This window comes from Paenibacillus macerans (genome assembly GCF_900454495.1).
In the GTDB taxonomy this organism is placed as follows: Bacteria; Bacillota; Bacilli; order Paenibacillales; family Paenibacillaceae; genus Fontibacillus; species Fontibacillus macerans.
In genome coordinates, this window is the sequence record NZ_UGSI01000002.1 from 761391 (window position 1) to 787625 (window position 26235).

The 26235-nt window shown below is 50.2% G+C and carries 24 protein-coding genes; 23 read left to right on the forward strand and 1 reads right to left on the reverse strand.

Annotated elements, in window-relative coordinates; all coding sequences use genetic code 11:
• Positions 1 to 121: 121 nt before the first annotated feature.
• From DYE26_RS26485 to metK, 5 genes are all read left to right on the forward strand, one after another.
• On the forward strand, positions 122 to 1642 hold the full coding sequence (locus DYE26_RS26485) for a stalk domain-containing protein (protein ID WP_036619280.1): 1521 nt from the start codon (positions 122 to 124) through the stop codon (positions 1640 to 1642).
• Positions 1643 to 1779: 137 nt separating this feature from the next.
• The gene (locus DYE26_RS26490; protein ID WP_036619282.1) at positions 1780 to 4296 is read left to right on the forward strand and encodes a hypothetical protein; all 2517 of its coding nucleotides are present in this window, start codon (positions 1780 to 1782) and stop codon (positions 4294 to 4296) included.
• Positions 4297 to 4367: 71 nt separating this feature from the next.
• A complete protein-coding gene (locus DYE26_RS26495; protein WP_036619283.1) occupies positions 4368 to 4892 on the forward strand; it encodes a hypothetical protein in 525 nt (174 codons plus the stop codon).
• A 103-nt stretch (positions 4893 to 4995) separates the two neighbouring features.
• Positions 4996 to 5271: an alpha/beta-type small acid-soluble spore protein gene (locus tag DYE26_RS26500; RefSeq protein ID WP_036619285.1), complete on the forward strand. Its 276-nt coding sequence runs from the start codon at positions 4996 to 4998 to the stop codon at positions 5269 to 5271.
• A gap of 187 nt (positions 5272 to 5458) precedes the next feature.
• On the forward strand, positions 5459 to 6661 hold the full coding sequence (metK, locus tag DYE26_RS26505; protein WP_036619286.1) for a methionine adenosyltransferase: 1203 nt from the start codon (positions 5459 to 5461) through the stop codon (positions 6659 to 6661).
• A gap of 380 nt (positions 6662 to 7041) precedes the next feature.
• On the opposite strand, the gene DYE26_RS26510 is transcribed toward metK, so the two are convergent.
• The gene (locus tag DYE26_RS26510) at positions 7042 to 7722 is read right to left on the reverse strand and encodes a hypothetical protein (RefSeq protein ID WP_036619287.1); all 681 of its coding nucleotides are present in this window, start codon (positions 7720 to 7722) and stop codon (positions 7042 to 7044) included.
• Positions 7723 to 8095: 373 nt separating this feature from the next.
• Between DYE26_RS26510 and DYE26_RS26515 the strand changes: the two genes are divergently transcribed.
• From DYE26_RS26515 to DYE26_RS26605, 18 genes are all read left to right on the forward strand, one after another.
• A complete protein-coding gene (locus tag DYE26_RS26515) occupies positions 8096 to 10828 on the forward strand; it encodes a stalk domain-containing protein (RefSeq protein WP_036619288.1) in 2733 nt (910 codons plus the stop codon).
• Positions 10829 to 10876: 48 nt separating this feature from the next.
• Positions 10877 to 12049: a sensor histidine kinase gene (locus DYE26_RS26520; RefSeq protein WP_036619289.1), complete on the forward strand. Its 1173-nt coding sequence runs from the start codon at positions 10877 to 10879 to the stop codon at positions 12047 to 12049.
• Positions 12042 to 12770, forward strand: coding sequence for a response regulator (locus DYE26_RS26525; protein WP_036619290.1), 729 nt, complete (start codon positions 12042 to 12044; stop codon positions 12768 to 12770). The genes DYE26_RS26520 and DYE26_RS26525 overlap by 8 nt, the downstream gene beginning before the upstream one ends.
• 727 nt (positions 12771 to 13497) lie before the next feature.
• Entirely contained in the window at positions 13498 to 13917 is a 420-nt protein-coding gene (locus DYE26_RS26530; protein ID WP_036619291.1) for a hypothetical protein, read from the forward strand.
• Between the two features lie 779 nt (positions 13918 to 14696).
• The gene (locus tag DYE26_RS34395) at positions 14697 to 17372 is read left to right on the forward strand and encodes a helicase-related protein (RefSeq protein WP_244927446.1); all 2676 of its coding nucleotides are present in this window, start codon (positions 14697 to 14699) and stop codon (positions 17370 to 17372) included.
• The gene (locus tag DYE26_RS26545) at positions 17373 to 18464 is read left to right on the forward strand and encodes a ComFC family protein (RefSeq protein ID WP_051985219.1); all 1092 of its coding nucleotides are present in this window, start codon (positions 17373 to 17375) and stop codon (positions 18462 to 18464) included.
• 110 nt (positions 18465 to 18574) lie between these two features.
• Positions 18575 to 18991, forward strand: coding sequence for a TIGR03826 family flagellar region protein (locus tag DYE26_RS26550; protein WP_036627427.1), 417 nt, complete (start codon positions 18575 to 18577; stop codon positions 18989 to 18991).
• Between the two features lie 133 nt (positions 18992 to 19124).
• Positions 19125 to 19412: a flagellar biosynthesis anti-sigma factor FlgM gene (gene flgM, locus DYE26_RS26555; protein WP_036619294.1), complete on the forward strand. Its 288-nt coding sequence runs from the start codon at positions 19125 to 19127 to the stop codon at positions 19410 to 19412.
• A 9-nt stretch (positions 19413 to 19421) separates the two neighbouring features.
• Positions 19422 to 19922 (forward strand): flagellar protein FlgN, encoded by a 501-nt coding sequence (locus DYE26_RS26560; RefSeq protein ID WP_036619295.1) that lies wholly within the window; start codon positions 19422 to 19424, stop codon positions 19920 to 19922.
• 33 nt (positions 19923 to 19955) lie between these two features.
• Positions 19956 to 21527: a flagellar hook-associated protein FlgK gene (gene flgK, locus DYE26_RS26565; RefSeq protein WP_036619296.1), complete on the forward strand. Its 1572-nt coding sequence runs from the start codon at positions 19956 to 19958 to the stop codon at positions 21525 to 21527.
• Between the two features lie 41 nt (positions 21528 to 21568).
• Positions 21569 to 22456: a flagellar hook-associated protein FlgL gene (flgL, locus tag DYE26_RS26570; RefSeq protein ID WP_036619298.1), complete on the forward strand. Its 888-nt coding sequence runs from the start codon at positions 21569 to 21571 to the stop codon at positions 22454 to 22456.
• Positions 22453 to 22845 (forward strand): DUF6470 family protein, encoded by a 393-nt coding sequence (locus tag DYE26_RS26575; RefSeq protein WP_036619299.1) that lies wholly within the window; start codon positions 22453 to 22455, stop codon positions 22843 to 22845. The genes flgL and DYE26_RS26575 overlap by 4 nt, the downstream gene beginning before the upstream one ends.
• Positions 22842 to 23270 (forward strand): flagellar assembly protein FliW, encoded by a 429-nt coding sequence (gene fliW, locus DYE26_RS26580; RefSeq protein ID WP_036619301.1) that lies wholly within the window; start codon positions 22842 to 22844, stop codon positions 23268 to 23270. The genes DYE26_RS26575 and fliW overlap by 4 nt, the downstream gene beginning before the upstream one ends.
• Complete coding sequence (gene csrA, locus DYE26_RS26585; RefSeq protein WP_036619302.1) at positions 23271 to 23510, forward strand: carbon storage regulator CsrA; 240 nt, start codon at positions 23271 to 23273, stop codon at positions 23508 to 23510. It begins immediately after the preceding gene.
• A gap of 28 nt (positions 23511 to 23538) precedes the next feature.
• Positions 23539 to 23898: a flagellar protein FlaG gene (locus DYE26_RS26590; RefSeq protein ID WP_036619304.1), complete on the forward strand. Its 360-nt coding sequence runs from the start codon at positions 23539 to 23541 to the stop codon at positions 23896 to 23898.
• A 23-nt stretch (positions 23899 to 23921) separates the two neighbouring features.
• Entirely contained in the window at positions 23922 to 25322 is a 1401-nt protein-coding gene (gene fliD, locus DYE26_RS26595) for a flagellar filament capping protein FliD (RefSeq protein WP_036619305.1), read from the forward strand.
• Positions 25323 to 25358: 36 nt separating this feature from the next.
• On the forward strand, positions 25359 to 25742 hold the full coding sequence (gene fliS / locus DYE26_RS26600; RefSeq protein WP_036619307.1) for a flagellar export chaperone FliS: 384 nt from the start codon (positions 25359 to 25361) through the stop codon (positions 25740 to 25742).
• The gene (locus DYE26_RS26605; protein WP_036619309.1) at positions 25735 to 26139 is read left to right on the forward strand and encodes a hypothetical protein; all 405 of its coding nucleotides are present in this window, start codon (positions 25735 to 25737) and stop codon (positions 26137 to 26139) included. Before fliS ends, DYE26_RS26605 begins: the two co-directional genes overlap by 8 nt.
• Positions 26140 to 26235 lie beyond the last annotated feature (96 nt).

Below are 26235 nucleotides of genomic sequence, written 5' to 3' on the forward strand. Positions count from 1 at the left end.
AAAGGGGTTCCTATTAGGGGAGCCCTTTTTTCATAGTATATCCCGCAATACAGATTTTATTCATTATGGAATCGTAATAAGTCTACAATCTACAATATAGTGTAAGGAGGAGTGGTGTGAGATGAAACGACTGGGCTCCGCTTTAGTTTCCACAGCACTGTTGTCTTCCGTTGTAGTGGGTGCAGCTTCTGCGCAATCGGCAAACGATATTCATGTAACCCTCAATGGAATAACTCAGACATATAATCAACAACCCATTCAAAGCAATCATGTAACCTTGGTTCCGATGCGGGCTCTGTTTGAATCGCTTGGCGCGCAAGTTGATTATGACACGGCAACCGGACTAATTTCTGCAACCAAGGGTGCGGACACCATTGAATTGAAAGTGAATAATACTACCGCTCACAAGAACGGTGAATCGATTACTTTGGAGACGCCCGCTAAACTCATAAATGGGTCTGCCTACGTACCGTTACGTTTTGTTGGGGAATCGTTCGGCGCTAAAGTGGATTGGGATAAAGCAACTTCAACCATCCAAATTGAGCTGCCTGTGAAGACGGAAAGTGAACAAAACAGTTCAAATCCTGCTCCGAGTGTCCCTGTTACAACTACGGAAGCCATCTATGAGACCAACACGGAGCCGCTGGCCTATGAAGACGCTGTCGCTCTTGCGGTCGCCAACAACAATAAAATCAAGATGCAGGAGAAATCGCTTAAGGCAGATGACAACAGGTTGGTAGACTCAGCCGATAAGATCGATTATATCCCTACTCCCGGTCCGAACGGCAATCCTGAAGCAAAAGCCGCTTTTAATAATTACAGCCAGGCGCAAATAAGCTACCTGATATCCAAGAAAGACTTAGAGGTGGCCAAAGAGAGCGTGGCTTACCAGGTTAAAAAAAGCTATAATGCTATCATTAACGCCATTGAGGATAAGCGCTTGGCCGATCTCAACGTAACGGATGCAGAATGGAAGCTGCGCATTGCACAGACCAAGTTGGCGAATCAAATGGCCAGCGAATATGAAGTGACCCAAGCGCAGAATACGTTGGCCCAGACTAAAGCTGCGCAGGAAGTAGCGGCTAAGGCTCTGGATGAAGCCTATCGAACTTTAAATGCGTTAATAGGCTATAAAGCGGATCAGAAATATGAAGTAACCGATCATCCCAAATTTGAAGTATTTGAAGATAATGTGGACGCTCATATTGGCCGTGTTCAAGCCGACAGCCCTACCGTGTGGAAGGCTGAACGCGAGGTTGAGCAGGCTGATCTGAACGTTAATTATTTTACTTTCGCCAATGGGCAAACGATCAACGCTTATGAAAATACAAAAATCGGTGTTGATGTGAAAAAGATTAGTGTATCTGAAGCCAAGAAACAACTTGAAGATGCCATTCGGCAAACCTATGATCAAATCAAACAGCTTGAAACTCAATACACTCAGCTTCAGGCTTCCTTAACAAGCGCCACTGACGCCCTGAACGTAGTACAAAAACGTTATGAGTTGGGCATGGCGACTCAATATGAAGTGTTTCAAGCGCAGCTTCAATTAGAAACCTTGAAACAGAAAATATCCGCCATCGTCACAGGTCTGGATACCGCCAAACTGGCCTATGAGAAACCGTGGATTGCAGCACCATAATAAAATATTTTTATAACACAGAATGAATAATTTTCGGGGGTGGAAGCAGTGCTTTCGCCTCGTTTTTTGTTTATACGAAACTATTTTTATCAAAAAACGTCTAAATAATTAATCATGCTAAACGGGGAGGAGACAATTTGAGAAAAGTTTCAAAGACTGCAGCAGCCTTTGTTTTGACAGTATCCGCGTTAGTGCCCCTGTCATCACAAACCTGGGCTGCAACAACACCCAAGACTACCAACTCGGCTAAAACTGTAAAACAGGAAACTGTACATACATTGGCTAATCTGCCTCCGGTGAAGATTACCGCAAAAAGTTTGGTTCGATTGAGCGATGTCAATATTTTAACGCTGGACGGCGAAAGTATTCTTACGTATACGCTGACGATCCAAAATAAGGACAACAAGACGATCGATTTGCTCGATTACTGGTCCAAAGTAAAAACCACAAGCGGGACAACTTATAGTACGTCGTTGATGACCAAAGACAAAGACAAGAAGAAGCTGGCGGCCGGTTCTTCCACGACGTTGACGTATACAGCCCGAATTGCGAATCACATCAAGCCGCAAAATCTAATATTCCAGGTGGTCAAATGGGATTTTAGCCAGCCTGAGTACGAGGCGTTGAAAGGACAGTTCAAGATTCCAGCAGATTATTTGACGTCGACCCCTGCGAATCAATCCAAAACATTATGGATTGCCGATGCCCGTGTTAAGGCGAAGGTAGGGCAAGTGGCTTCTTATGTTTCAGGAGACTACAAATACGTCAATGTTTTGCTCAATATGACGAATGTTGGCTACAAGCTGTTTGAAGATCCGAAAATGAAATTTGTGATCCGTTCATCTAAAGGAGCAAGCTATCTGATGACAGCGGACCCAACAACCAGTGTGGATTACAAAATCCAGCCCAAGGATACGAAAACACTTCACCTGATGGCTCAAATCCCGAAGAAAATCGAGTTGTCGAACATGGAACTGCAAGTGGCGCTGGATGACGAAACGGCCAAGCAGAGTCTGCCGATTGCAACGATGCAATTGCCTGGCGAAGGCGATAACCTGATGACGGTTAAGCCCAATGTCGAAAAGTTCATTCAAGCCGGCAACGGCAAAATAGCCGTGCAGGTGACGAGCGCTGTCGTGAACAAAAATGATCTTGAACATGAGCTGTCCGTACGCTTTGCTTTCCGCAATACAAGCGGGGCGACGATCACTTTGCCGAAGTATCAATTTGAACTGCAAACCTCGGATGGATACCGTATGCCGATTAAGGCGCCGGCACTGGAAAATATGACCCTTCAACCGCTGGAACAAAGATTCATAACACTCCCGGTGACGGTGCCGCCCGATATCAGCATTGCCTATCCGCGTCTGTTCATGAATCTGCCGACCGCGGAGGACAATAAGGAGAAAATCGCCTATCCGCTCGCGATTTTTGCGCTGCAGACCATTCATACCGCCGATAAAATGGTAGGAACCGAGCAGTTTATACAGACGAAGGACGGTGTTTTTGGCGTTACCTTGTCTTCGCTGCAAAGACTGCCTTGGAGTGATGGCGATCTGGTCAACGCCAAAATTACGATTAGCAATGATAACATCAAAACGTTACAGCTGCCGGAACTGATCGGGAGCTTGCAAGTGGACTCCGTTAAGCTGACTGAAGGAACCAAGCTGATATTCACGCAGCCGGACAGATTAATTGGAGCCGGAATGTCGATGGACATTTTTGTGACAGCTAAGGTGCCCAACTATCTGAAGTTTGACCAACTGCAGGTTGCCCTGCTTGAGAAGATAGGGGAAGAGAGTACCGACTGGATTCAATTCAGCAATACGGGCGCAATACCGGAGGTGGCCGGTATAGCCAAGGGAGCCTCCTTTACGTTCGATACGCCTGGACGCAAACAAGAGTTGGGTGTGATAAGTTCCCGTGTTTACTTAGGTCCATCCAGCGATCTAGTTTATACCGAACTGGATGTCAAGAATCTGGAAGAACATCAAATGGATCTTTCGCAAATTGTCGGGGCATACCAGACATCCGACGGCCAGACATATAAAGCCACGGTCAGCCAGATCGACACCCCGGCCGGACCGGAAGAGAAAAGTGTGGTTGCAGTATGGACTAAAATTCCTAAGCGGGTCTCAATAACCGATATGAAGCTGATTGTTGGGGAAGGGATCACCGACAATAAGCTGACGCCGGTCAAAGGCGAAGCGACAGGTTATATAAATGCGGTGGCCCTAGAGCTTGGGGTTTCTAATCCAACAGCCAATAAAAAACTGAGAGGCCTGGAGATATTCCCATATAAGTTGGCGGTGAAAGACGTGGAATCTACTCTCTCCGGCAGCTCCATGAATCTGAGCTTTACCTATGATCTGACCCGTAATAGGGACTATACGATCGGCGAGTTTGGGCATAAATATCTGTTTGAGGTCGAGGATTCCAGCGGTCGAATTTTCGAGAAGGAGTTCGTCCCTGAAACCGACTTGCTTCTTACAGGCGACGGTAGAGCAAGCTTCAGCTTTAATGATCCGCTATTTAAAGATCTCACCGAAGACGACGAATTTAAATTAACGGTTTATGACCTGTTCCAGGGATACAAAATCAAGCTTGGCAGCCAAAGCTTTGAATATGATGATGAGACTGATACGGATGAGTAGTAAAATCGGGCTTGTTTCATGCCTGTATAACCTCTATCATTATCGTAATGAGAGATTTGAGGAGGAACATGATGAAGACAGTATGGAAAGTCATGTCAGCGACGGTGGTGATCGGTGGTAGTATTTGGGCAGGCTCGTTGCTGAATTTGACGGCGGAAGGCTCAAGCGTAACGGGTCAACCAGGCACCGCTGACGATCCGGTTGTGACGAAGAGTTATGTGGACCAAGCCATTCAGCAGGCGCTCAAGGGAGGCGTGACCCCAACAAAGCCTTCGGCTCCTTCGACGAGCGGCAGCACCGGCAGCAAAGGAGGCGGCTCAACCGATGCAATTGAAGTTGTAACGGTAGAGCCGGGTCAGACGTTGATTGCGGCGGCCGGAGCGGAGTTCGTGGTTCGGGCAGGAAAGGCTGTAATTTACAGCAGCGACGCCGACGGTGTTACGGATTTGACCGATGGCGTAGATATCAAAAACGGAGGAGCGGTAACGAACAACCACCTGCTTTCGTTTCCCCGGGATGGACGCGGAGTTCAGGTTCAGGCCGGAAATAAGTACAGCCTGACGGTGTTGGTTCGCGGCGGATATTCGCTAAAATAGGACAGCCGATTTCTTCCTGAACGAACAATAATTCTATAGGGTATTTTTCATGGCTGAGCACATCCTACTCCTGAACGACAATATTTATGGGGGTGGATTAAAGATGGCAAGAAGCAACTCCAAGCTGGTTCCGGAATGCCGTCAAATGCTTAAACAGTGGAAGTATGAAATTGCGGCAGAGTTCGGGTTGCCGGTCGGCGGCGGGGTAGCCGGTGAGGCGTCGGATACGGAATTCGCCAGCGAGCTCGGCGCTTTGGGGACAAGCGGTGATTCCGGCGGCAACTGGCGGCATCTCACATCACGGGAAAACGGCTCGGTCGGCGGAGAAATTACAAAACGGCTGGTCGCTCAGGCGCAGCGTGATTTGCTTTTGCACTAATCTTTTGACATGACATGGCAAATGCGATAATATGACTTTGAGGATTGTCAAACAACCTTTTCCGATCAGGGAAAGGTTCATTTTTTGGTAAATAAAGTCGGTAAATCTGCCCATAATCCAGTTGGGGCATTTTTAGTATTGGATACGAAGGCTTTCGCCATACTATCCATGGGGAGGTTGAAATTTTATGTCCGTACAAGGGCGACACTTATTTACTTCCGAGTCCGTTACGGAAGGACACCCTGATAAAATTTGCGATCAAATTTCCGATGCGGTTCTTGACGCATTTTTGGCCAATGATCCCTATGCCCGGGTTGCATGTGAAGTTTCCGTAGCCACCGGGCTAGTGCTCGTTATCGGGGAGATCAGCACCAAATCCGAATATGTCGATATTCCTGCTATTGTTCGCAAAACGGTGAAGGAGATTGGCTATACCCGTGCTAAATATGGGTTCGATTTCAATACTTGCGCGGTCCTCACCTCGCTTAATGAGCAGTCCGCAGACATTGCCCAAGGCGTAAACGCCGCTCTGGAAAGCCGGGATCCTGCCCAGGTCGATAAGGAAACGGAAAATATCGGCGCCGGTGACCAAGGGTTGATGTTTGGTTTTGCTACGAATGAAACGCCGGAGCTCATGCCGCTTCCGATTGCGCTGTCGCACCGTATTGCTCGCCGCCTTTCCGAAGTGCGGAAGGACGGCACGCTGGGTTACCTCCGGCCGGACGGTAAAACCCAAGTTACGATTGAATATGTCGACGGCAAACCCAAACGGGTGGACGCGATCGTTGTATCTTCGCAGCATGCGGAAGAAATTACGCTGGAACAAATTCAAACAGACATCAAGGAGCACGTCATTCTTCCGGTTGTACCGGCGGAATTATTGGATGGGGAAACGAAATATTTCATTAACCCGACAGGCCGCTTTGTTATCGGGGGGCCACAGGGAGATGCCGGTTTAACGGGCCGCAAAATTATTGTCGATACGTACGGCGGATATGCCCGCCACGGCGGCGGCGCATTCTCTGGGAAAGACCCGACCAAAGTTGACCGTTCGGCCGCTTATGCGGCGCGTTACGTGGCGAAAAACCTCGTTGCCGCGGGGCTGGCCGACAAAGTGGAAATCCAGTTGGCTTATGCGATCGGCGTCGCTAACCCGGTATCCATTAATGTCGATACTTACGGAACAGGCAAAGTACCGGAAGAAAAATTGGTGGAGCTCGTTCGCCAGAATTTCGATCTTCGTCCGGCGGGCATCATTCGTATGTTGGATCTTCGCCGTCCGATTTATCGCCAAACCGCAGCCTACGGTCATTTTGGACGTACGGACATCGATTTGCCTTGGGAACGCATAGATAAGGCCGAAGCGCTGAAAACACAAGCGGGATTATAAACTATCGTTAATAGAAACGGATATCGTTCTCCTGGAAGGGAGAGGGTATCCGTTTTTTACGCTGCGACTCTCGTTTCTTATGTATCGAGAATTTTGCGTGCTTATAAAGTTGAAGAGTTGTAAAACATACAGTTATTTAGCTGATGACGTAGCTGGGCGCTAGTTTAAATGCAAATCCTACAATTAAAACGGCATAGTTGAAGGGATTGGTGAAGATGTCTGGATGTAATTGCAAGAAATGCAATTAATACGGATTAGCCCGCATCTAAATTTATCCTACCTGTAAGTTTTGCAACTAATTCGTCGGAGCCAGGCTCCTAACTAGTTCAACACCCAGGTAACCAACTATTTGGAAAAATATCTTATGGATCTTGCCTATGTCAGTCAATCATCTCCCAACTTCCTTGAAGCAGTTCGTAGCGATGAATTCTTTGTCCGGTTCCGTTTCGGATCGGCTGCATCCACCCTTTGGCAGAAAGAGATTGTAGCAAGCGCACCGCAGTCCGGTAATTGATGCCAAAATATTGGCATACCTCTTTAGGACTGATGGACCCGGCAGAACATAATGCCAGGCGGAGAACTTCCTTTTCTGCGAAAACAGAACGTTCTTTAGGCTGCGGATAGGCTTGGTACCGGTTAAATAACACTTGCAGGAGATTTCTACACAGATCAGGCCTTTGTTCGATATCATCGTAGGCGATAGAAACTACTCGGAAGCCGAGGGATTGCAGGTATAATTCACGATTTAATTCATTGCAAAACTTCTGACGATCCATTTCCTGTACATGAGGGCCATACCCCTTAATTTCAATCATAAATTTAAGAAGCCCCGGCAAATAGGCAAAATCGCCAAAATATGAGCGCCCCCGCCAATCGAGAATCTCATATTCGGGATGAAGATATTCGAAATTTCCATACAGCGGCCACCATACGTTCTTCAAAAATAAGGTTTCTCCATGTCCGTGTCCCCGTAAAAGGCGGGCTTTGCGCTCTCCCTTTCGTGAGTCTGAGTGCTGATTGATGAAGGTTTTATGCGCCTTTTCGAAAGTTAACGTTTTCATTTATACCGATCACTCCTCTTATTTTTTATATAGTAAAATAAAAAGTCCTGACCCTCTATCCACAGAGAAGATCAGGACGTGCTACGCCTTATATATTTAAATAGTAGCATTTTATCCGCCGAGTTTCCACAATGTCCACATTATCCACAAAAACAATCCACAATATCCACAGTTTTTATCCACATAATCCACGATATTCACAGCCAGCAACCACTACTTTTCAAAAACATAGAGAACTTTGACAATCTTGCTTTTTTTCGTAACTTTTTGGCGGGAAAATAGTCTATAATTTATAGATTAGGTTTCCAAAGGGATAGGGTAGGCTGTTCGCTTTGGATAATTATTGCAAAAGTTGGGAGAGTAGCAAATTAATATGGTAGTGGATAAGAATCAGGACTCGAAATGGATGCGGATTGTAGTGCGGGGCGGGAAACGATTGGCGATCGTCTCCTTGGCGGGAATGATTTGGATTCAGCCGGCGATCGGATGGGGACCGGTACCTATTGGGGGGACGGTTTCTACGGCGTATGCGGCAAGCAATCAAGCCGTAAAATTAAGCGAAGAAATCATTACGTCCGGGGCGAAACTTGTCAAATATCAATACACGGTGACGCGTTCGGGCAAGTCCGTTAAAGTGCTTGCGGATGTGGTCGAAGTCGATTTAACCAATCCTTACGTCAGTTTGGATGTCATGACCGGCAAGGGGGGGCAATTGACGACCCGGCAATCGGTGGAAGGCATGGCCAAAGAGACCGGTGCCGTGGCCGGGGTAAACGGCGATTTCTTTGCCACCGGAGGGCAAGGCGTGCCGATGGGAGCGGCGGTTTCCCAAGGAACGCTTGTCACAAGCCCGGCGCAACTCGAAGGCATGTACGCGTTTGGAGTGAAAAATGACGGAACGCCGTTCATTGACCGGTTTGGCTTCAACGGGACGGTGGTTGCCGAGGACGGCTCGTCGTTTGAGCTTGCGGGGATCAATCAGGAATCTTATGTAACGGAGCCGGATAAAACCCGCAGCCATGTCAACAAATTGTTTATATACACTAGCGCCTGGAAATCCGCGCAGCGGCCGGTGGACACTTCGACAACGCCGACGGAAGTGCTTGTACAGGGCGATGTGATCACGCAGATTTCGATCAAAGCGCCGATTCCGGGAGCCGTGCCGGCGGACGGATATATTTTGCGCGCCCATGGAACGGCGGCGGACTTTGTCGCTAAACATTTGGAGGTCGGACAGCGCATCGATACGCAGTATGAACTGCAGTCTTTAACGACTGGGAATAGCGTCAATCCCGCGGATCTCAAGGTGATGATCGGCGGCCATACGCTGCTGGTCGATCAAGGCCAAGCCTCGGCGTTTACCCGTGCAACGAACTCGATCAGCGGAGGCAGCACCGTGGCGCGTACGGCCGTTGGCTACTCCAAAGACGGGAAAACGGCTTATATTATTGCCGCCGAGAAAAACAGCAACAGCTCCGGGATGACGTTAAAGGAACTGCAAGGTTTTATGACGAGCATTGGGGTATGGAAAGGGTTGAACCTGGACGGAGGCGGTTCAACAACGATGGTGAATCGTCCGCTTGCCGAAACAAGTGCGCAGCTCACCTTCACGACGTCCAACGGATCGGCCGGACAACGCGCCGTCGCCAACGGCCTCGGCGTCTTCACTTCGGCTCCGCAAGGCACGCTGAAAGGCTTTAAAGTCAGCGGATCATCCACGCTGCTCATCGGGCAGACGGTCCCTTATGCCCTGAAAGGCTACGATACGTACTACAACCCGATTGCGACGGAAAGCACGGCGGCTTCCTGGAAAGCGAGCAACGGAAACGTCAAGTGGACAGGCAGCGGATTTAAAGGCGTTAAAGCGGGTACGGCAAAAATCACCGCTACAAACGGCTCGGCCAGCAGCAGCATGGAGGTGACGGTGCTGGGCGGCAGCGATCTTACGAGCCTGACGCCGGCTACGACGTTTGCGCCGCTCGAAGCGGGGGCTTCCGTATCCGTGCCGGTTACGGCTCAGCTGAAGAGCGGAAGCACGGTAAACGTTCCGGCGGAATCCGTGAAATGGACCTTCAGCGGCATGAAAGCCAGCGTAAAGGACGGCGCGCTCACCGTGCAGTCGATAAATTCCGGCACGAAGGTTGCTTATGCAACGCCTAGCTATGACGGCTTCACCGGCACGCCGGTTGTCTTGTCCGCTTCCACGGACACCATTTGGGAAAGCTTTGAAAACGTGTCTTACCCGATTTCGTTTACGGGGCTTCCGGCCGAGTCGCAGGGAACGGCAGCGATTGTCCAAGGGACGGGCGAACGCGCGAATTCGAAAGTGCTGCAGCTTGACTACGATTTGACCGGCGGTACGGGCAATAAATTCGCTTACGCGCAAATCAACGGAACGACCGGCAAGGAGATTCCGGAAAACGCCACGGCGATGACGATCGATCTCCTGGGCGATGCCAGCTTGAACTGGGTGCGCGCGGAGCTGGCGGACGCCGACGGCAAACCGGTGTATCTCGATTTGGCGCGGCCGCTGGACTTCACGGGCTGGAAAACGCTGAACGTCGACTTAACGGCAGCGGGCATCAAATATCCGGCCAAGCTGAAACGGCTGTATGTCGTAAGTGTGGAGGAAGGGCAAGATGAACGTATGCTGACGGGCAGTGTTTCTTTTGACAATATCCGGTTTACCGCTCCCGCCGCCGCTACAGAGGAAGCCGCCGCCGTGACCCAGCCCAGCGTCAAAGCCGTCATGGTTGTCGGCCAAAAATCGATGACGGTGGACGGGGCGAAACAAAGCCTGGAAGTGGCTCCGCTGCTGAAGGACAACACGACGTATGTACCCATTAAATATGTGCTGGATGCTTTTGGCGGGACCTCCACCTGGAACAATGCCGCGAAAAAAATTACCGTAAAGCGCGGAACGAACGTACTCGAGTTAACCGTGGGGGAAAAGGAATTTTTTGTGAACGGAACCAGCAAGCAAGCGGAGGTTTCTCCGATCGTTGTGGGAGGTAGGACTTTAGTCCCGTTACGTTTGGTGTCGGAACAGCTGGGCATTGGCGTAAATTGGGAAAAGAAAACCAAATCCATCACCCTCGAATCATGATATGATTAGTCTGGGACTATTCGGACTACAGAAACGGAGAAGGTATAGGTGGATTTTCAAGCAGATGCCATAGATCGCGTAATAAATAACGCTGTTAACGTACTTGAAAATAGCAAGCTGCAAATTCTCGAAATTTTGGACTCGGCGCGAAATGAGCTGAAGACGCTGAACACGGAGATGCAAAACGTAATGAAAGAAACGGCGGAAACCGTGGAGAAGGTCGACCAGCTCGAGGTGAACTACAGACGTTCCCGCATCCGGCTGACGGAAGTCAGCCGGGATTTCGTGCGGTACAAAGAGGAAGACATCAAACAGGCCTACGAGAAGGCGACGCAGCTTCAGCTTGATTTGCTGATTTATCGCGAGAAGGAAATGTATTTGAAGGCCAGACGCGATGAACTGCAAAAAAGAGTTCGAAACGTGGAAAAATCGGTCGAACGAGCTGAAACGATCAGTACGCAAATGGGCGTTGTGCTCGAATACTTTTCCGGCGAATTGGGACAGGTTACCCGAATCTTGGAATCCGCTAAGAACCGGCAGCTGATCGGTCTCAAGATTATTTTGGCGCAGGAAGAAGAACGAAAACGGATTTCGCGGGAAATTCACGATGGTCCCGCTCAGCTTCTCGCGAATCTAGTGCTTAGGACGGAAATTGTAGAAAGAATGCTCGCTAAGCAGGAATTTAAACTGGTACAGGACGAAATAGTAGATTTGAAAGCTCAGGTCCGCTCCAGTCTCGAAGAAATGCGGAAAGTGATCTTTAATTTGCGTCCGATGGCGCTCGATGATCTCGGTCTGATTCCAACACTGCGCAAATACGTTCATGATTATGAAGAGAAGACCAAGATTCGAGCCACCTTTGAAACCAGGGGCAAAGAGCATCGGTTATCCTCTCCGATGGAAGCGGCGATTTTTCGGCTGGTGCAAGAAGCGCTCACCAATGCGGCGAAGCATGCTTTTCCGACCTATGTTGGCGTGGAGATCACGTATCAGGCGCAAATGCTGCGCATCATTGTGCGAGATAACGGCCTTGGCTTCAAGGTGGACCAATTGGAGCAAAAGACGAAAGGGCATACCCATTTCGGACTGATTGGCATGCGGGAAAGAGTCGAATTACTCGAAGGAAGAATGGAAATCGAATCGGCAGCGAATATGGGTACCAAAATCGTCATCCACATTCCAACGAACACAGAGAAGAGAAAGGAGTACCAGGATGGATAATCTTACGAGTGGCAGCAGACAAGCAATCAAAGTTCTCTTGGCTGACGATCACCAGTTGTTTCGGGAGGGTCTGAAGCGGATTTTGAACATGGAGGAAGACATCGAGGTTGTAGGAGAATGCGGCGACGGCACTCAAGTGTTGGAATGCTGCCAGCAGTTTGCTCCGGAAATCGTGCTGATGGACATCAATATGCCGCAATTGAACGGCGTGGATGCCACGGCTGAACTCCGCGAGTCGTATCCCGAGGTCAAGGTCATCATTTTGTCGATTCACGATGATGAAAGCTATGTGTTTGAAACGCTGCGCAAAGGGGCAACCGGCTATTTGCTGAAAGACATGGAGGCTGAATCGCTGGTTAATGCCATCCGTACGGTGGCCGAGGGGAATGCGTTTATTCACCCGAAAGTAACCGGCAAACTGATTCAGCAACTGCGCCGCATGGAATATTTGAGCGAGACGGGGGCGATTGCCGAAGACAACGCGATCCGCGAAGCGGGCGTTAAATTCGTTGCCGGCGATGACAATCCGCTGACGAGACGGGAAGCTGAAGTGCTTCGTTTGATGGCGGAAGGACGCAGCAACAAAATGATTGGAGAGCATTTGTTTATTAGCGAGAAGACCGTCAAAAACCACGTCAGCAGCATTTTGCAGAAAATGGACGTTGACGACCGTACCCAAGCGGTTATTAATGCGATTAAGTTCGGTTGGGTCACTCTTTAACCGGCTAAAATATTTACAGATATAAATTCGGTTTGGCGCGGTTGATATTAGCCGAGCCGATTCCGCGGCAGCGGATGGTGTCTACACGTAAAGGCGGCGGCAGCTCGTAGTTTTAGGACGGCAGAGATAGCTGAATGTTCATTAGAGTTGATAGACACAGCAGATGATGCGGAAATCGTTTTTGACTGGCCTTCTCTGTGCCTTGGTTTCCATATTATTCATGATATTGAAATGTGAGGCGAGTTCCTATTTTTTTGAATGCTATAGGGACAGGGAAGCGGCCAGGTACATAGTACAGCGCTGTCTGCGAGTTGCGGAAATTGATGAATTTAGCCGTAATGCAGTACGCCGGCCCAAACGGGCAGGTGGGCTGTTATTCCGGCACTGTGGCGTTAAAAAGGTCTAGTCATCTGTCCAACTGCGATTGGATGAAAAGGGCTGGAAGGCTCCCGTTATTGCAGGCAGCGGTCTGTTTGACGGGAGCCCAGTAACCCTCCTTTTGCTAGCGGCATATATTGTCGCTATAAGGGAGTGTTCAAAAAGTCAGGTTTTCAGCACCGAGAAGGTTGGATGAAGCTTAGGGACTGAGTAGCGGAGCGTAGGAGGAGCCTACGTGAGCAACGGAAGGCCCGGCTGAATTCAAGATTCGACGTCGAATCCGCTTCATGATCTGCTTCGTGATTAAAAGATGACTTTTTGAACTACCTCTACAAAGGAGGTGAGTTCCGTGGTTCCCTATATGGGTTGGGTCCTGCTTAGCTACGGATTGGCCGCGGCGCTGGTTCATTTTTTGCACGGGATATATTTACGGCGGAAGTCTACAATCAAAACGATGCATTATATTCTGGTGACGAGCAATCATGAGAGCCAAATGGAATGGTATTTGCGGGCATTGTCATGGTATGCGAGACTGCGCGGATTGCCGCTGCGGGTAACGGTGCTCGACGAGGCTTCGGAGGATGATACGCTTGCAATTATGCAAAAGCTGCAGGCGCAAGGCGATATGGAGTTGACCATTATCGGGCTGGCAGCGGTCCGGGAAGAAGATGTGGAGGCGCAGGCTGCCAAAACGGCTGGCGACGCTCCTGTTTGCATCGACCTTCGTATTCCGCAGGAGGCGGGTAAGATTCCCTATGTCCATGTGTAAGCCGCCAAGTCATATGTTCGCATCAGGCTGCGTTTGGGAGCGTACGAGGTTTTGGAAGCGCACCGATTATTGGGTTTCAAAAAATTACCAGGGGTTGCAGGAAAACGCCGAGCCGCAGCGAATACCAATAAGTGAGCCGAAACAAAATCATAACTTTATACTCGCGCATCGGGATGCGCGGCGCAAAGTGTGAAGCACACTCTTTATCAGGCCATAGGCCGGAGGGGTGTGCTTTTTTGCGTCTTGCGGTTTGTGAAGAAAGGGGATGTCGAAAAAAAGGCTTAGAACCGAAACCGGGGCTTGACAGGGACTGGACGAAGCTGCTCGGAGTACGTGGGGAGGGCTAACGGACCGAAATAACCTTATTTCGTTGAAATCAAGCGTTTTGGCACCAGCGTTGCATTAATTCTTGCTCAAGATTCCCCAAAAAGGCTGCCCGGAAATTTAACGGTTGTAGCAGCGGCTATTTTCCGGAAAAAGACCTTTTCTAAATTCTAACGGTTGTAAGCGTCGTTATTTGCCTGAATCTAAGCAAAAATAGCCTGATTTCTGTGAAATAAGCGCTATGGCAACCGTTACAATTTGAAACCAACGTTTTTGGGACAAATAGCGTTTGTGGCAACCGTTAGAATATGTGTGGATAGAAGATGTATCTTGTCAGATTTAATGCCACAAAAAAGAAGCAAAAAATATTGAAGGAATATAAGTAAATGGAGGAATTATATTGTAATTGTTGAAGTATGCAATAAACTGCTGTTTTTTGGCGGGGAGAGGTGGAAATGAAGGCGGGTTTGTATGCGGTAAAGCTCATGACGGAGTGGCGGCTTTGGATCAGTTTGGATTTGCGGGTTGATTTGCTTTGGTGGGTTGTGGGAGGAAGCCGGTGGATGAGGCTGGGGGATCAGGGGGATGCAGCAGCATGCAGTGTTGTGGACGTTTTGAATGGGCAAGGGGGGCTTGAAAGACAGGGAGTGAAGAAAAAGATGGGTTTAACCGATGGGCCGATCTTGGCCGGCGGGACCGTGGGTTCAAACGGGGTTCTGCGCGGCGCTGGATTTTCACATCATGCGGGAGCTGGACTCGGGGCCTCGGCGATATATCTGCTTTCGGACGGTTTGCCCTTGGGTTGGGCGGTGAAGCTGCGCGGCCGGTTTAAAACGCAGGAGGCGATGGACCGGTGGAATGAGAGGGATTGGGAGGGCTTTTTAAAGCTTGGCTTGAAGCCGGAACTCGCGGCCGAAAAGAAGCTAAGCGATGATGAACGGGGGGGCGTTCGGAAAAATGCAGAACGTTTGAGTTCCTTAAGTGGAGTGAATTTGAGCAATACGCCGAGGAGAGCCGGGGAAAAGGATTTGAATTTGACGGGAAATCATGGCTGGTTATGGAGAGGGGAGGCGGGCTTGACTCCGCTAGGTCTCAGGTTGTTGGAAAGCGTGCCTGGAGGCGGTGAAAACGCAAAGGCATGGCGGGATAGCAAGCGGGGATGGAAGGATAACCGGGATAACAAGCTTTTTTTAAGTCAGGCCGATTCGGTGGAGAGGGAGTGGCTTGCCGCAGGGGAAGCGTGGCTTGTGCACACGCTTGAGGAGGCGCGGCGGCTTGCGGACGCGCTCGCGGGCAGGTCGCTGCTGGAAGCGGAGCTCCAGCAGCTGCTGGCGGAGCGCCTGCCGGGCCTTGCGCCGGCATGGCGCTCCGCCGCCCAGCTCGCGCACCTGCAGGGGCGCGTGCGGTTCACCTCGGGCGTGGGCGGGACAAGCCGCGCCCGAGGTGAAGCGGGCCCGCGCTGGCGCCGGGCCCGGGCGGGCCACCGCTGCCGGCGCTGCGGCAGCGAAGTGCACCGCCGCACGCCCTGCGGGGCGTGCGGCTCCCGCGGCTGCGCCTACTGCGAGGCCTGCCTCGCGCTGGGGCGCAGCCGCTCTTGTGCGCTGCTGCTTCGCGGCAGCGCTGGCGCCGAGCCGCCCGCGGCGCCGCAGGCGGCGGGCGGCTCGGCCGTGGCCCCCGCCGCGTCCCTGCTGGACCGGTGGGGGCTGAGCCCCGCGCAGCGCAGCGCGGCGGGGCAGGCGCTGCGCTTTCTATCGCAGCCGCACAAGCCCTTGCCGCAGTCGCACAAGCTCTTAACGCAGTCGCACGAGCCCTTGGCGCAGCTGCCCAAGCCCATGACGCAGTCGCACAAGCCCTTGCCGCAGTCGCACAAGCTCTTAACGGAGGCGCACAAGCTCTTGCCGCAGTCGTACAAGCTCTTGCCGCAGTCGTACAAGCTCTTGCCGCAGTCGTACAAGCTTTTGCCGCATCCGCCCGAGCCTTTGACGCAACTGCCCGGGCCCTTGGCGCATTCGCCTGAGCCCCCGGCGGAGCAGGCTTTGGCCAACCCGCCCGGGCAACCTGCCGTCCCCCGCTCCGCACCCTTTGCCCGGCTTTTGCGCCTGTTGCCCTTCGGCAGGCCGGCGGATGCCCGGCCTCCCCGGTTTTTGCTGTGGGCCGTGACCGGGGCCGGCAAGACGGAGATGATTTTTCCGCTGTTGCGTTACGTGTTGGACCAAGGAGGGCGAGCGCTGGTCGCCACGCCCCGCCGGGACGTGGTGCTTGAACTGGCGCCGCGGGTGGCCAAAGTTTTTCCCGATGTGCCCATGGCGGTGCTGTATGGCGGGAGCGAGCAGCGCTGGGAAGAGGCCAGGTTGTTTATTTCCACGACCCATCAATTGATGCGTTTTTACGAGGCCTTCGATTTGGTTATCATCGATGAACTCGACGCGTTTCCGTATCATAACGACCCGATGTTGGAATTTGCCGCAGAGGCGGCCTGCAAAAGAGACGGACGGTTCATTTTTTTGTCCGCCACGCCGCCCCCGGCCATGCAGCGGGAAATTCGCGCCGGAAGGCTGCCTCATGCCAAAGTGCCGGCCCGTTTCCACGGCCATCCGCTCCCGGTTCCGGTTCGGATTGCGATGGACCCGGTCGGGACCTGTCTGCGCCGCCGCTCCCTTCCGCGCAGCTTGCTTTGGCCCCTGGAGGAATCGGTCCGCCGCGGCGCGCAAATTTTTATGTTCGTCACCCGCATCCGGCAGATCGAGCCGCTTACGGGGCTGCTCCGGGGCTGTTTTCCCGGACTGCCGCTTGCGGGAACCTCTTCCCAGGACCAGGAAAGGAATCGGAAGGTGCTGGAGTTCCGCGAAGGAAAAATCAGGCTGTTGGTGACCACGACGATTTTGGAGCGCGGCGTTACGGTGCCGCGAAGCGATGTATACATATTGGATGCGGACAGCGACCTGTTCGATGAAGCATCCCTCGTGCAGATGGCCGGACGGGCGGGGCGCTCAAAGGATGACCCGAACGGGACGGTGATCTTCGCCTCGCATGAATGGACGAAGTCCCAGCGCGGAGCTCTGCGGCAAATTCGCTGGATGAACAAGGCCGCGCTAAGGGGCGGTTTTTTGAAACAAAAGGAGGTAGTCTAAATGACGAAGTCATCCCAAAGTTTGGCGGTTCGGGGGCCCCGCAGAAGAAGACGGAGCGGGACGCGGGCCTATGCGGCGGGCGGCAGGCTCCGCTTGCCGTCGCCAGGAGTTCAATACGCTTTAACGGAGGGGAACTCCCCTTTGGCGGGAGTGTTCTCCTCGCTGCATACCCTGCTTGCTCCTCCGGGAATTCCGTGCTTAACCTGCGGCAAGACGATTTCCGACCGCGTTCGGGGTTATCCGGAAATCTGCATGTCCTGCTACCTTTCGATTCCTTGGATCAAGCAAATCCGCTGCCGGTTTTGCGGGCGGCCCGTGGGCTGTCCGGATTGCAGCAGACCGGAACGTTCGCATTCCAGTTTTGTGATGAACCGCAGCGCGGTAAGCTATAACGCGGTAATGCGCGAATGGTTAGCCCAGTATAAATTCAGAGGAAATGAATCTTATGGGGCGGTGCTTGCCAGAATGACGGCTCAAGCATACAGGGCGATGTTGCGGGAGTTGGAAGAAGCTTATGGCTTTGGGCGTTTCCGGTTTGATGCCGTTACCTATGTGCCGGTCAGCGGCGACCGCATGCAGGAACGGGGATTTAACCAGGCCAAGCGCCTGGCCTACGGCGTTGCCGCAGCCGGACGTCTTCCGCTGCTTAGTTTGGTGGAGCGCTCCCGGCATACCGAAAAACAAAGCTTTAAAAGCCGCTGGGAACGGCTGCGGGATTTGCATGACGTTTTTCAGCCGGACATTCACGGGGCACAGCAGCTGTCGGCGGCTCTGGCGGCCGCCAGCCGGAAGCGAAGCGGTTTTTCCCTTCTTGCTGACCGCTGGTTTGGTAAAACCGCCCCCGTCGGGCATGTCGCCGAGTCCGGTGTAACGAGGACGGGGCAGCATTCCGTTTCATCGGCCTTTACTTTCCCGGATGCGACAGCCATCAAGTTTGCCGATCCTCCTGCGCCTCCCGTGCGCATTGTTCTGATCGATGATGTTTATACGACAGGCAGCACCGTGGAATCATGCTCCAAGGCGCTGCATGATATTTGCGGGCGGTTGGGGCGCCGGGCGGAGGTTTACAGTTTGACATGGGCCCGTTCCTGATTCTTACATTTTTTGGGCGATCCTTATGTAAAAGATATAGACGAATCCCCCTCGAATAGAGTAATCTAACATTATATAGATGTTATGTGAAGGGACGATTAAGCATGGGTATGAATCTTGGGAATTGTCCGCGTTGTGGGAGATTGTTTGCCAATAATTTCAGAGACATCTGCCCCTCTTGCATTAAGGAGATCGAAGAGGAGTACGAGAAGTGCCTGGATTATTTACGTGAGGAGAAGTTGGCTACAATTCAGGAGGTCCACGAGGCAACGGGCGTTTCGATCCGGCAAATTACCAAGTTCATCAAGGAAGGACGCATTTCGGTCGCCAACAACCCGAATATGATGTATCCTTGCGAGGTATGCGGGGTGCTGATTCGGCAAGGCAATATGTGCGATTCCTGCCGTACCCGTTTGACTCGCGATTTAACAGCCGCTACTAGAGATGATGCGCCAAAAACGGCCGGCTTAAACGAAAGAACCGGACAAGGAGCCTACAACGCCATCGACAAATTCCGTAATCCGTAATCGACAAAAAGACCGTCGGTTCGGTATAATATTCTTTATAAACCAATAGTTCGCTATTAAAAATGATTCAAACGCCGCCGATAAACTTAGTAAAGATTATCGGCTTTTTTATTTGGAAAGAAAGGTGGAGCCCATGAAAATCAATGAAACCGGACGGGCCGGAGCCATTAACAATTATCAACGCCAACTGGATTCCCAGCGTAAAGATACAGACAGTAGAGCACGCCGCAAGGACGAACTTTCTATTTCCGAGGAGGCCAAAGAGCTTCTCAAGGCGCAGGAGGAAGGCACGGACGCGGAACGCGCCAAAAGAATCGAGGATTTGAGATCGCAGGTGTCCGCGGGAACGTACCAGGTAGACGCCAAGAAACTGGCGGAGAAGCTCGTTCCGTACTTCAAATCTTTTTTCAATGATAATTAGGGGGCGGCTATGTCAGTTCAGTTAATCATCGGCAGCTTGTCGCAAATGGATGCGCAGCAATCGGCTTTATTGGAAATGATGCTGCAAAAAAAACAGGCTATATTAGACCGTGACTTTGATGGATTGGTACGCATCTTGTCGCGTGAATCCAAAATGCTGAAATCGATTGAAGAGCTGGAACAGCAGCTTCTAACGGTTGCCCAGACGTTTTTGCAGTCCAAGGGAATCAAATCAAAACTGAACTTGACGATTACGGAAATATCAAGACTCGTCTTTGACCCCGAAGAGAAACGAATGCTGATGGAGTTAAAGGAGAAACTGGAGGGCCGTTTGGCTGAGGTGAAACGGGTGAACGCGCTGAATCAGGAATTGATTAAGCAGAATCTTTCGTTTATCGATTTTTCCTTGAATTTAATGATCGGCAACGAAGACGATGATACAACCTATTCGCCGCCGACGGGACAGGACAGAAAATCCGCGACCCGAAGAATGTTTGATACAAGAGCTTGATCCATATATAACGCGTAGAGGAGATGGGACAAAATGACCTCCACTTTTCATGGAATAGAGACCAGCAAGCGAGCCCTTTTCGTAAATACCACTTCGATGCAAACGTTAGGGCACAACATAGCTAATGCCAATACTGAAGGTTATTCCAGGCAACGCGTGAATCTTACCGAAGCCGACCCGATTTGGGCTATGGGGATGACGAAGAGCCAGCAGCCCGGGCAATTGGGCACCGGGGTTGAGTACACCAGTATTACTCGGGTAAGGGACAGCTTTCTGGATGTCCAATACCGCCGGGAGAACCAACTGCTTGGCTCCTGGGAAGTACTGAATTCGACGATGACGTCCATTCAGAATATTCTGAACGAGCCTTCGGGCAGCGGACTTAGCGCGGTGATGGACGATTTCTGGAATTCCTGGGAGACCTTGAACCGCGATCCCTCCCTCCTTAGCGCGCGTGTAGCCGTGGCCGGGGCCGCCAGCAACCTGGTGGATACGCTGAAGCATATCAGCGAATCGCTGACCAATTTATCGACCGATGTGAATTCCAACATAGACAAGAAGGTCCAGGAAGCCAACAATATCGTGGAAAATATCGCGAGATTGAATGTGCTGATCCGCGATAACGAAAGCTTTGGCGACAATGCCAACGACTACCGCGACCAGCGGGATTTGCTGCTCGATAAGTTGTCGACGATCGTTGACGTTCAGTTTACCGAGGATGAAAACGGTATGGTCAGCATTACGTCCGCAGGCGTCAATGTTTTGGACGGAGAAGCGGTGACCCCTTTGACTGCGGCTAACGCCACCACGGCAACGGCTGGTCAACTGTATGGATACGTTCAATCGCTGCAGGAAACCGATACGATCCGCAACCAGTTGAACGGTTTGGTCAGCACGCTTGTGACAGGGGATATTAAAGTCACTTTAAGCAATGGTTACATCGCTTCCAGTGATATTGTCGCTTTGAACGATGTAACGGTGGAAGGCATGGGGACGGTTGTTGCCGGCACCACGATACCTGCGGGCTCCAAGATCACTTCTTCCATGGATATCATGGTGAAAGGCTTTAACGGACTTCATCAACTGGGTTACACGCTTACCGAGCCTACTTCTTCGGGAATTCCCTTTTTCGTATCCAACGGCGGGGCGTTTTCGATTGACAATATTCAAGTGAATCCGGCAATTCTTGCCGATACCAATAAAATTGCCGCTTCCTCACAGTATGAGGTAAAAGATGGAGTAAACAAAGTTATCCGCGGGAACAGCGACATTGCGAATGCCATTGCCAGCTTGCGGGACGGTCTCTTTACTTTCCCTAACGCGCTTACTTCTTTGTCGCAGGGGACAACGGACGACTACTTCCGGGCATTGACCGCCGACTTGGGGATCCGCGCCAGCAATACGGAAAGGAACTACGAGAATCAACAAACGATGACGGACAATCTGCAAATCCAACGCCAATCTGTCAGCGGCGTCTCGATGGACGAAGAATTGGCTGACATGATTCGATTCCAACAAGCCTACAATGCCGCAGCGCGCAATATGACCACGGTGGACGAAATGCTCGACCGGGTCATCAACCAAATGGGCCGGGTAGGTTTATAACATAGATAGCTTAGCTTTGGATTTATAGGGAGGTTTATGGAATGCGTGTAACAGGTATGATGCAGAACTTGCAGCTGTTAAAAAACGTGAGAAATATCAACACGGCGATGATGACCGGCCAACAGCAGCTGGCAACCGGGCAAAAAATCAGCAAACCGAGCGACGATCCGATCGGAACCGGTTATCAAATGCGATACGATACCGACTTGGCGCGGAGCCAGGAGTTTTTGACGAATGCGCAGACAGGCACGGAGATTTTGAAGACGATGGATTCTTTGCTGCAGCAGGCATCGGATGTGCTGAAGCGTGCGCGTACCTTGGCGCTTCAAGGGGCCAACGGGACTTTGGATTTACAGCAAAGACAAACGATCTCATCGGAAATCAAACAGTTAAAGGAACAAATGGTTACTATCGGTAATAGCACCTTTAACGGTAGATACCTGTTTAACGGGCAGAAAACGGATCAGGCTCCCTATACCGTAGATGGAGCGGCTAACGCAGAAACGGATCCGGGATTGTTTTATCTTAACGTAAGCCCGTCCGTAAAGGTGCCGGTAAGCATTACCGGCGAAGTTGTATTCGGAGAAGCCGGAACAAATAATGTCTTTAAGGTTCTGGACGATCTGGCGAATGCGCTCGATACCAATAATGAGGCCGGAATTCAGGCGGCCATCGATAATATCGACGTTGTTTCCGACCGCATTAATGTCAGTTGGTCGGAGATAGGTGCGCGAATGAACCGGTTTGATCTAATGATCAACCGGATTCAGGATGAACAGGTAAATATAAAGGAACAACGATCAAACGTCGCCGACGTAAATTATCCGGAAGCAATCGTGGATTTGAAGATGAAAGAAAATGTACTTCAAGCAGCTTTGTCCACGGGAGCGAGAATTATGCAGACGTCGCTGGTTGACTTCCTGCGATGATTAGCGCCATCCTGCCAAATGACTGGGGGAAGTATAGACCGGCGGAAATTAACGTTCGCCTAACTCCTCCCGAATTGGAAACCGATTGGACAGGCGTTTATGATGATTTGGATCTGAAACGTCCACGTTCACTTGCGAGGGAATTAGACGGACAAGCTCAGGCGGCGATATTAAGGGATATTGCTTCCAAGGCTCAGGAAGGTGACCGGGTGGCCAATATTTCCTCGGGCGAAAAAAACGTGTTCGGTCACATTGCCCACGAAAGATACATGCGAAAGGGACAAAAGGAAGTGACGATCGAAGCTCTTCCAAAGCAGGGAGTGATTATCGACTTCCGGATTTATCCCCCAGAAATTCAAGTTGATCCGAGAGGAGCACTTCCAAAATGATGCAGATTCATAGTGAGACATACGGGGTGCTTGAAGTTAAGGAAGAGCAGATTTACTCCTTCGAACCTGGAATTTTGGGCATTCCTGAAATCAAGCAGTATGCGTTGCTTCCTATGCAGGACACTCCTTTCTATGTATTGCATTCTTTAGAGGATGAAGTCAGTTTTATTTTACTACCTTCTCATCAGGTGGTTGAAAATTACAGCTTTCGCATTCCGGAAGAAATCGTGGACTCGCTGGAACTTTCATCACCGGATGATGTGGGCGTGATGCTTATCGTCAATGTCCAGTCGAGCGAACTGTTTGTAAATCTGATGGCTCCGGTCCTTCTTGCTCCGAATTCGCATAAAGGATGCCAGTATATTATCAAGGATCAGGAGTTTCCGATCCGGCATCCCCTTCTTATACAAAAAGGAGGCGTGTAGATGCTGGTCCTGAGAAGGAAAATCGGAGAAGCGGTTATGATCGGAGACGAAATCCAAGTGCAGATTTTGGGGATCGAAGGCGATCAAATCAAGCTGGGCTTCGTGGCCCCTAAGGATGTATCTATTTTACGCCAAGAGTTGTACCAAGGAATCGTTGCCGAAAATTTGGCGGCAAAGGAGCAAACCAGTCTATTGCAGCAAGAACAAATCCTGGACCTGCTAAAAAAATTTAAAATGTAAATCATTTTGAAGGTAGGTGGGTTGGGTTATGAACCTGAATCGGTTGGATGCAAATGTTCAAGAGTTAAGGTCCGGGGATTACGGCTTGTCAAAGACGACCCCATCTCTTGCTCAAAACAGCAGCAAAATTGAAGAGCAAAGAGTTCATGCGCTGACCAAGGATGAACAGGCGAAGTTAGAGGAGCAAATCAAGAAGCTTAACGAGTCGATCGCGGCCTCGGGCAAGGAACTCAAATTCAAGTACAACGAGGATGCAGAGCAATTGTACGTAGAGGTGCTGGATGCGAAGACGCAAGAAGTCTTAAGCAGCCTGCCGCCGGAATTTCTCATCGATCTTTCGGTCAAGATGAAGGAATTAATCGGCATGTTTTTTGATGAAAAAATTTAAAACGAGAGGAAGAGGTGTAGATCATGGGAGTAGCTTTATCGGGTTTGGCATCGGGTATGAATACCCAGAATATCATAAATGGCTTAATGGATATTGAAAGAGTTCCTTATAAGAAGCTGGAAACTAAAAAAAGTACAATTACAAACAACAAAAGTATTTTTAATAGCATTAATTTGAAATTGAAAAACCTGCGGGACGCAGCTTCGGCTTTCACGGACCTCGGTTCTTTTCAAGTCAGCAGCGCAGTCAGTTCCGACACGACCAAATTGACGGCTACGGGCGGAGGAGCTTCGGTCAACGGCAATTATACCGTAGAAGTTACGAAATTAGCCAAGCAGCAGATGAATGCAACAACCTCGATTCAGGTTAAGGATGCGGACGGCAAAGACATTAAGTTTAGCGCTGATGATCTGGCTGCAGCCAAGTCGATTTCGATTGGGGGAAAGAGTCTTGTCCTGAGCGATGATCTGGACTTAACCAATAAAAGTTATAGTGATGCGCTTTCGACCATCGCAGGGCAAATCAATAAGCAGTTCGGCGATGTTCAGGCTTCCGTCGTTCAAACATCCGATGGATATAAGAGCTTGGTCGTCACGGCCAAAGACGGGAAGACAATCGACATGAGCGGTACCGGCTCGTTTACTCTAGAAAATAAAGTAACGGCGCAACCGGCCATTTTAAAAGTTAACGGTATAGAAATTACCAGTTCCAGCAACACGGTAAAGGATGCGATTCCCGGGGTAACCCTGCAGCTGTTGGCCGAAGACACCAAAGTCAATGTAGAGGTCAAACAGGATGTGGATAAGATTGCCGAAAAAGTTCAGACTTTTGTCGATGCGTACAATGATGTTGTTAAACTTATTCGCGAAAACACCAAAAAGATTGAGAACGAAAAGAATGCGGACGGCTCTTATAAAGATTTTAAAACGAATCTCCAAAGCGACTCTCTGCTAAGACAGCTAAGCACAGAATTGTCCGATATCATCAGCAGTGTTTCTGGAAGTGCGGATAACCTTAGACTTTTGAGCGATATTGGCCTGGAAATCGATAAAGGGAAAAAATCTGCTTCGGAAATGACCGGTGAGATTTCCTTTGACAAAGAAGTGTTTAAGAAGAAATTGACAGATAATCCGAACGCTGTAGAAGAATTGTTTAATGGCGAGTCGGGGCTAGGGACTCTGGCTAAGGACCGGTTATATAACTATACTAAGGCCAACGGTCTGATGGATTTGAAAAAGAAAGGGCTCGAACAAGACATCGATTTTATTGATGAACAAATGGAAAATATGGAGGCAAGATTAACGCTAAAAGAGGAGAGGCTTAAGAAACAATTTGACCAAATGGAAGTAGCGTTGTCGAAGCTGCAAAAACAACAATCCTGGATGGCCGGTCAGCTAAGTTCGTTAATGTCGTCCAGTAGTTGATCGTTTTTATAGTTCCTTTTAGGAGATGAACAATCCATGGCTATGCCCAATGCTTACCAAAGCTATCAAAAAAATAAATATGAGACGGCTTCGCCTCACCGCCTCACATTAATGCTGTATAATGGAGCCGTGCAATTTGCCGAACGGGCCCATAAAGCCATTCAAAGCGGAAGCTTGGAAGATACCAACAAGTACATACAGAAGGTCCAAGACATTATCTATGAATTGATGACTTCCTTGAATGAGCCGGAAGGCGGCGAATTGGCCCGTAATTTAAAAAATATTTATGTATATTTAATTGATAGATTAGTGCAGGCTAACATCAAGAAAAACGCCGACTACGTAGAAGAGGTTATCCGTCATCTCAAAGAGCTGCAGTCTGCTTGGGAGCAAATCGGAAAGGAAGTCAGCCTTGGATAATCACGACACTTCAATCATGGCGGAATATCGGGAGCTTTACGGCCAATTGCTTGAGTGTACGAAACATCAGTTGGAGTTAATATCGCCTGAGGAGTCGCTGGAACGCATGACGGATATTTATCTGCAGTCGGCGGAAAAGTGGGAGGAGATCAGAGGACGGATTGATCGTATGGCTTTGGAATTTCCAACTTTAAAAGAAATTCAGGATGCGGCTTTAGCAGAGACGATGAAGAACATCCAGGCCTACCTGCAGATGATTGAAGCCCGGCTCAGCGATTCGATCCATGAAACGGGCGGTGATTTGCGGACAGTAAAGGACCAAAAGGTGCTGATGAACGCTTATTACGGCATGAATCGAAGAGGATATCATTCTATTTATTTTGACGAAAAAAAATAAGGAAAATTCTTTGGATAGGTATAAAGTTATATTTTAACGATGCCGATATATTGATTAGGCCACAAGGATGTAGCCAATATAAACCAATCACGGAGG

What these genes read in the sequence shown, in the direction of transcription:
- DYE26_RS34395 (WP_244927446.1), top strand. Translation starts at nt 14,697, where the DNA reads ATGAAGGCGGGTTTGTATGCGGTAAAGCTCATGACGGAGTGGCGGCTT.
- DYE26_RS26500 (WP_036619285.1), top strand. Translation starts at nt 4,996, where the DNA reads ATGGCAAGAAGCAACTCCAAGCTGGTTCCGGAATGCCGTCAAATGCTT.
- DYE26_RS26550 (WP_036627427.1), top strand. Translation starts at nt 18,575, where the DNA reads ATGAATCTTGGGAATTGTCCGCGTTGTGGGAGATTGTTTGCCAATAAT.
- metK (WP_036619286.1), top strand. Translation starts at nt 5,459, where the DNA reads ATGTCCGTACAAGGGCGACACTTATTTACTTCCGAGTCCGTTACGGAA.
- flgM (WP_036619294.1), top strand. Translation starts at nt 19,125, where the DNA reads ATGAAAATCAATGAAACCGGACGGGCCGGAGCCATTAACAATTATCAA.
- DYE26_RS26525 (WP_036619290.1), top strand. Translation starts at nt 12,042, where the DNA reads ATGGATAATCTTACGAGTGGCAGCAGACAAGCAATCAAAGTTCTCTTG.
- DYE26_RS26560 (WP_036619295.1), top strand. Translation starts at nt 19,422, where the DNA reads ATGTCAGTTCAGTTAATCATCGGCAGCTTGTCGCAAATGGATGCGCAG.
- DYE26_RS26485 (WP_036619280.1), top strand. Translation starts at nt 122, where the DNA reads ATGAAACGACTGGGCTCCGCTTTAGTTTCCACAGCACTGTTGTCTTCC.
- flgL (WP_036619298.1), top strand. Translation starts at nt 21,569, where the DNA reads ATGCGTGTAACAGGTATGATGCAGAACTTGCAGCTGTTAAAAAACGTG.
- fliW (WP_036619301.1), top strand. Translation starts at nt 22,842, where the DNA reads ATGATGCAGATTCATAGTGAGACATACGGGGTGCTTGAAGTTAAGGAA.
- fliD (WP_036619305.1), top strand. Translation starts at nt 23,922, where the DNA reads ATGGGAGTAGCTTTATCGGGTTTGGCATCGGGTATGAATACCCAGAAT.
- DYE26_RS26510 (WP_036619287.1), bottom strand. Translation starts at nt 7,722, where the DNA reads ATGAAAACGTTAACTTTCGAAAAGGCGCATAAAACCTTCATCAATCAG.
- DYE26_RS26590 (WP_036619304.1), top strand. Translation starts at nt 23,539, where the DNA reads ATGAACCTGAATCGGTTGGATGCAAATGTTCAAGAGTTAAGGTCCGGG.
- flgK (WP_036619296.1), top strand. Translation starts at nt 19,956, where the DNA reads ATGACCTCCACTTTTCATGGAATAGAGACCAGCAAGCGAGCCCTTTTC.
- DYE26_RS26495 (WP_036619283.1), top strand. Translation starts at nt 4,368, where the DNA reads ATGAAGACAGTATGGAAAGTCATGTCAGCGACGGTGGTGATCGGTGGT.
- DYE26_RS26575 (WP_036619299.1), top strand. Translation starts at nt 22,453, where the DNA reads ATGATTAGCGCCATCCTGCCAAATGACTGGGGGAAGTATAGACCGGCG.
- csrA (WP_036619302.1), top strand. Translation starts at nt 23,271, where the DNA reads ATGCTGGTCCTGAGAAGGAAAATCGGAGAAGCGGTTATGATCGGAGAC.
- fliS (WP_036619307.1), top strand. Translation starts at nt 25,359, where the DNA reads ATGGCTATGCCCAATGCTTACCAAAGCTATCAAAAAAATAAATATGAG.
- DYE26_RS26515 (WP_036619288.1), top strand. Translation starts at nt 8,096, where the DNA reads ATGGTAGTGGATAAGAATCAGGACTCGAAATGGATGCGGATTGTAGTG.
- DYE26_RS26545 (WP_051985219.1), top strand. Translation starts at nt 17,373, where the DNA reads ATGACGAAGTCATCCCAAAGTTTGGCGGTTCGGGGGCCCCGCAGAAGA.